Annotated in this window: 2 protein-coding genes; one reads left to right on the top strand and one right to left on the bottom strand. The window is 48.7% G+C overall.

Features of this window, described 5'->3' with window-relative positions; translation table 11 throughout:
• Positions 1–94 precede the first annotated feature (94 nt).
• Entirely contained in the window at positions 95–1,063 is a 969-nt protein-coding gene (locus tag JJD74_RS30350) for a hypothetical protein (protein ID WP_200618077.1), read from the bottom strand.
• 457 nt (positions 1,064–1,520) lie between these two features.
• On the opposite strand from JJD74_RS30350, the gene JJD74_RS30345 reads away from it, so the two are divergent.
• Entirely contained in the window at positions 1,521–3,059 is a 1,539-nt protein-coding gene (locus JJD74_RS30345) for an IS3 family transposase (RefSeq protein WP_039615185.1), read from the top strand.
• Positions 3,060–3,292 lie beyond the last annotated feature (233 nt).

Below are 3,292 nucleotides of genomic sequence, written 5' to 3'. Positions count from 1 at the left end.
GGCTGAAGCCTTGGGTACGACCGATTTGAATGGTGGCGCGCTCTTCAACGCTGAGTTCGGTATAAGACATAGGGGCAGCACCGTACCGGAAAGGTCAGGTGTTGCACTCAGTTTTTGCCGCCGCCCTATGTTTATAGCGATCCGCTTTTTTACCATGCGCCTTGTAGATATCTAATAGTTCAGGCTGATCAGGAGCTTTTGATAAAGCAGCAGCGCCAGCCAAAAATATCTGGTACATAAATTCACAGTTTTTTGCCCAATCACCATCTGCGTCCTCAGCTACACGACTTAATTCTTCTAAGTATATAAGCACTCTAGATCGATTCTTTTTTGGTAGGAAATAAAACCCACTTAGAATGACTCCATGTAGTTCTGCATGGACCGATGATAGTCCAATCGATTCTAGCGCACTCAAGTTGTCTCTCGTATATTGTCCTGTCTTGTCTAGCTTGATTATCTTATCTATTAACTTTACTCTACCTGATATTTTAACAGGATATTTTTTTGCATATTCAACAATCACGTTGCCTAAGAACTTTTCCAACAATCGTAGGATTGTTTTATCTTTCATTTTTTCGGTTACGCGCCATTTGTTTTTCAATTCTACTCGATCAATAGAATAGCCAGCGCTCTGAAAGATTTTTGTCCCATTCTTCTTGTTTTGGTCACTCTCTCCATATACTAGATTTAATGGATGAAGCAGTCCAATTCTATCGCTTCCTTTTACAGGATACACATGACATATATCCATATTCCTATCATTCCTGGTTTTTGGTTTATTGCAGATTATTCCTATCAGTTGTTTCAATGAGGCGACAGTATGGTGTGACATGATTTGTACTGATCCAGCTCGTTTGCACTGCTGCGATATGTAAAGCCATTCCTTATTTACAGAAAGATTCTTTAGACGCACATTTAGACGATTTTGTTGCCGAGGGTTGAGGTCTTTTTTCTTTCTGTGCGCCATTTGCTTATGGGATTCGTTACAGAAACGTTTTTTATAGTACTGTGGAGAACCTCTTTCAATTAACTTACGACAATACTCACAAAATTTATCCGACATTGGTCTACCTATGCTTGTGGTTTTTTACCTCTCTAGTGATATTTACAGTTTTTTATATAACTGAACTGCCCGGAAACAAAGGGCTGTGTAGGTGAGTCGTATACTTTTAAGTAACTACCCTATGTTTCGATTTAAGAGTTGGTGTCGGGTATTTTAGCCAGTGGTTTTGTAAATAGGGGTTTGGGGAGCAATGGAACCGAAAACCAACGTAAGCACGAATTAGAGTTCGCTTTACTCGTATGTGACTGTTGATTGGAGAACTCTGATTGTCGAAACGAGTTTATCGATACAGTGTCAGTGTTTTATGATAATCAACAACGCCTGTTTAGATGCTGGTAGATGCGAATTTTTTGGCGTACAGTCAAAATTTTCTGATGGTTGCTTAGTGTGTTGGCGCTGATGGAAAATTGACCCACCGGGGATGCGGCGGAAATCTTGGACTACCTGGAGGTAGTTCATGTATTCATACGAAGACCGTATCCGAGCGGTCAAGCTCTACATCAAACTGGGCAAGCGAACCGGGGCAACTATTCGTCAGTTGGGCTACCCGACGAAGAACTCTTTGAAGAGCTGGCACGCAGAGTATGAGCGATGCCTCGACCTGCCGCGTTGCTACGAGAACTCGAAGTCGAAGTACTCACCGGCCCAAAGGGAAAAGGCTGTCGAGCACTATCTCGAATACGGTCGCAACATCGCCGCTACCATCAAGGCGTTGGGCTACCCCGCGCGGGATTCTTTGCGTGCCTGGATTTACGAAATGCACCCCGAGTTGCATACGCGTGTTGTCAGTCGATCAGACGGGTTAGCCCGGCCGCCAGCGGTGAAGCAGGCAGCGGTCATCGCGCTGTGCACGCGAAAAGAAAGTGCGAAAGCCCTGGCTCAAAAGCTGGGCGTGTGCAGGCCGACCTTGTACAACTGGAAAAACCAGCTACTCGGCCCAGAGGTATCCCCATCCATGAAGTGTCGACTTGAACCCTCATCGTCACCGGAACGAGAGGAGTTGCAGCGGCAACTCGAATCTCTCCAGCTCGATGTTCGCCGTTTGCAGCTTGAACATGACCTGTTGATGAGGGCGAATGAACTCATAAAAAAAGAGACGGGCATCAACCGGCAAGTCCTGACCAATCGGGAGAAGACATTGCTGGCTGATGCCCTTAGGCATAGGTACTCCTTGCTAGAGCTGCTTGACGCGTTGGGCTTGGCCCGAAGCTCCTATTTCTATCATCGAGCCCGAATGCAGGTCGCGGAAAAGTACACCGAAGTGCGTCGTGCCATGGCGGACATATTCGAGCGCAATCATCGTTGCTATGGCTACCGTCGGATGCGAGCTTCGTTGAGCAGGCAGCGTGTGCGCCTTTCAGAGAAGGTGGTGCAGCGCTTGATGAAGCAGGAGTGCCTAGTCGTCGCCAAGCCGAAACGGCGTCGATACGGTTCCTACCTCGGGGAGATCAGTCCGGCGCCGGAAAACCTCCTCAACCGCGACTTCACGGCCCTAGCTCCGAATGAGAAATGGCTGACCGACATCTCGGAGTTCCAGATCCCGGCAGGCAAGGTGTACCTGTCCCCCATGATCGACTGCTTCGATGGGAAGGTAATCAGTTGGTCGATCGGCACGCGTCCCGACGCCGAGCTTGTGAACACGATGCTGGATGCAGCTATCGAAACGGTGGCCAGTAACGATAAACGGCCTGTTGTTCACTCCGATCGTGGCGCTCACTACCGCTGGCCCGGCTGGTTATCGCGCATCGCTGATGCGAAGCTGATTCGTTCGATGTCGCGCAAAGGCTGCTCACCAGACAACGCGGCTTGTGAAGGTTTCTTCGGCCGACTGAAAACGGAACTGTTCTATCCTCGCAACTGGCAGTCAACGAGCATCGAGCAGTTCATTCAGGCCTTGGATTCATACATTCGCTGGTACAACGAAAAACGTATAAAGATTTCCCTCGGCGCGCTCAGTCCCATTGAGTATCGTGAAAGCCTGGGCTTAGCGGCATAACCAGTCCAAGTTTTTGTCCGCATCCCCACCCTGCCGATTGAAATTTGACCCAGGGCGGATTGCTGATTTTGTTACCAGCAACTGTGGATAAGTCTACCAGCGCAGTTGCTGTTGCCCCCACTCCTTCGCTAGCCCAGTTCAGTTGTTTAAGACCTGCCACACGCAGCCATGTAGCAGGCCGTCGTCGCCATGAAATCAGAACGGCTCATCGTCCTCCGGTTCCTGGCCGCCCT

It is taken from the genome of Pseudomonas sp. MF6776 (assembly GCF_016613125.1).
GTDB classification, from domain to species: Bacteria; Pseudomonadota; Gammaproteobacteria; order Pseudomonadales; family Pseudomonadaceae; genus Aquipseudomonas; species Aquipseudomonas iridis.
The sequence above is the reverse complement of the archived record's forward strand: the minus strand, read 5'-3'. Positions and strand labels throughout refer to the sequence as shown.

Excerpts from the sequence above, each read along its gene's own strand:
- JJD74_RS30350 (WP_200618077.1), bottom strand. The coding sequence starts at position 1,063 with ATGTCGGATAAATTTTGTGAGTATTGTCGTAAGTTAATTGAAAGAGGT.
- JJD74_RS30345 (WP_039615185.1), top strand. The coding sequence starts at position 1,521 with ATGTATTCATACGAAGACCGTATCCGAGCGGTCAAGCTCTACATCAAA.